Source organism: Ideonella sp. B508-1 (assembly GCF_000333615.1).
Lineage (GTDB): Bacteria > Pseudomonadota > Gammaproteobacteria > Burkholderiales > Burkholderiaceae_C > Ideonella.
The window spans coordinates 1-1869 of the sequence record NZ_BADL01000316.1 but is presented as its reverse complement, the minus strand read 5'-3'; the positions used below and the strand labels follow the sequence as shown (position 1 = coordinate 1869).

Genomic DNA, 1869 nt, shown 5'->3' with positions numbered 1-1869 from the left:
GAGCGACCCAAGGGCCGCCAGGGCTACGACGCCCAGGTGGGCGAGCGCGGCGTGAAGCTCTCCGGTGGCCAACGCCAGCGCATCGCCATCGCCCGGGTGATGCTCAAGGACGCGCCCATCCTGCTGCTGGACGAGGCCACCAGCGCGCTGGACAGCGAGGTGGAGGTGGCCATCCAGGACAGCCTCTACAAGCTGATGGAGGGCAAGACGGTGGTGGCCATCGCCCACCGCCTGTCCACCATCGCCGCCATGGACCGGCTGCTCGTGATGGACGCCGGCCGCGTGGTGGAGGAGGGCAGCCATGCCGAGCTGCTGGCGCGTGGCGGCCTGTACGCCCGGCTCTGGGCCCACCAGAGCGGCGGCTTCCTGGGCGAGGAGGACGAGGTGGAGGACGTCGACCCGAGGCCCGCGAAGGTGGTTCGCACAGCCTGATACAGCGCTTGCGCTGCGTTGCATGACCGGGTCTGTCCGGAAGGCGCCGGCCCGGAGAAGCTCTTGCTATTTGGCCATCGCGACGATGGATCGAAGGGAGAGCAATGAAAACACTGGCGCAACGGATTGAGGAGACCGGCGGCCGGGCCTCCGGTTTCGACTACCTGAGACTCACCCTGGCGGTGGCCGTGCTCCTGGTGCATTCGGTGGACACCACCTACGGCCTGTCGGCCAACGATGCCCTGTTCGGCTCGTGGCTGCGCCCCTTCATCCGGGCCATCCTGCCGATGTTCTTCGCCCTCAGCGGCTTTCTGGTGGCCGGGAGCCTGCTGCGCAGCAAGGGCATCGGCACCTTTCTGTGGATGCGCGCGGTGCGCATCTACCCGGCGCTGACGGTCGAGGTGCTGCTCTCGGCCTTCATTCTGGGGCCCATCTTCACCAGCTACACGCTCAGCCAGTACTTCTCGGATCCGCTGTTCCTGCGCTACCTGGTCAACGCGACTGGCCACATTTCCTTCCTGCTGCCCGGCGTCTTCAACGACAACCCGCATCCGAACACGGTGAACACCCAGTTGTGGACGGTCCCCTTCGAGCTGTACTGCTACCTGACCCTGGCGGCCTTGGCCTTGGCTGGCCTGAAGAATCGCCGTGTGGTGGGGATCCTCTCCATCGTGGTGATCAGCCTGAGCCTGTTCCTCTACAAGTCCTTCAGCCAGAGTCTGGCCCTGACCCCCGTGGGACCGGTGTCCGGCTATCTGCTGGTGGCCAGCTTCCTGGCCGGGGTCATGGCCTATCTGTACCGGGAGCTGATTCCCTACAGCCGCCCGCTGCTGTGGGCTACGTTGCTGGCCAGCCTGTTGCTGCTGTCCGTGGTGCCGGGTGGCGACTTTCTGGCGCCTCTGCCCGTGGCCTACGCCACCGCGCACCTCGGCCTGCTGAATCCGCGCCGCATCAAGCTGGTGCAGGGCGCCGACTTTTCCTACGGCATCTATCTCTATGGTTTCGTGGTGCAGCAGGCGGTGGTCAGCATCGAAGCGATCCCACGGCTCTGGTATGTGAACTTCGTCGTGGCGGGCCTGGTGACTTCGGCATTCGCCGCGTTTTCCTGGTACTGGGTCGAAAAGCCCATGCTCCGCTTCAAGCATTGGACCGCCCTGCGCCGCACGGCCGCGGTGTGACCGCCCGGGGGACCTCGTCCGCTCGCCTGGTGCGGTGAGCGGACCGGTCCCCCATGTTCAAGGTGGTTGCCAAGGCGGGGCCGCTTGGGGTATCAATGGACATTGCGGCTGACGTCCCGGTTGTCACTCCTGCCAACCCTGCTGCAGGTGTTGCGGCGGTCGTTGACACGGGAGAAAGCTGTGAAGTGCACATTGGCACAGAGAATCGAGGAAGACTGCGGGCGGGCTTCCGGCTTCGATCTCTTGCGCCTGACCCTCG

General features: G+C 65.8%; 3 protein-coding genes. All 3 read left to right on the top strand.

From position 1 onward, the window contains the following. The coding region (locus tag I73_RS13595) for an ATP-binding cassette domain-containing protein (protein WP_026096701.1) at positions 1–432 on the top strand (432 nt) is incomplete at its 5' end. A 104-nt stretch (positions 433–536) separates the two neighbouring features. Beyond that, positions 537–1610 carry an acyltransferase gene (locus I73_RS27860; protein WP_022981109.1) on the top strand — a complete coding sequence of 358 codons (1074 nt, stop codon included), beginning with the start codon at positions 537–539 and terminating at the stop codon, positions 1608–1610. Positions 1611–1663: 53 nt separating this feature from the next. After that, positions 1664–1869 (top strand): hypothetical protein (locus I73_RS34005; RefSeq protein WP_234409507.1); only part of this gene is annotated, 206 nt, incomplete at its 3' end.

Coding starts and splice junctions, on each gene's coding strand:
- I73_RS27860 (WP_022981109.1), top strand. CDS start 537: ATGAAAACACTGGCGCAACGGATTGAGGAGACCGGCGGCCGGGCCTCC.